We start from the raw sequence: 316 nt of genomic DNA on the forward strand, positions 1-316 counted from the left end.
CCTTTCGCGCAACTCTCTCTTCCATCAATGAAGAAGGTGACTTGCTCGAATCCAGCTCGGAATAATACGATTCAACCTCATCTATTCCAAAGACGAATGCTTTTCTGGCAAGCGTAGGATACGTAATATTATTCTCTTCATCTGCGGCATACGTTATATTGAAGCGACCGCGCTCTGAGGGTTTTATTCCGACATCAGGTATACGACCTTTCCCTTTCCAAAAAACAATCAGCTCGGGATGCTCGCCGGGTTGCTTCGCCCAATCTACTATATCAGCTTCCATCGACCGAACACTGTAAGTATAGTTACTCCAGCC

The 316-nt window shown here is 45.9% G+C and carries 1 protein-coding gene; it reads right to left on the reverse strand.

The annotated features are described in order from the left end of the window. Nucleotides 1-283: hypothetical protein (locus AC0L3B_RS39005; protein WP_473383020.1), on the reverse strand; the 283-nt coding region annotated here is incomplete at its 3' end. Nucleotides 284-316 lie beyond the last annotated feature (33 nt).

The organism is Bradyrhizobium sp. Kon56 (assembly GCF_055807635.1).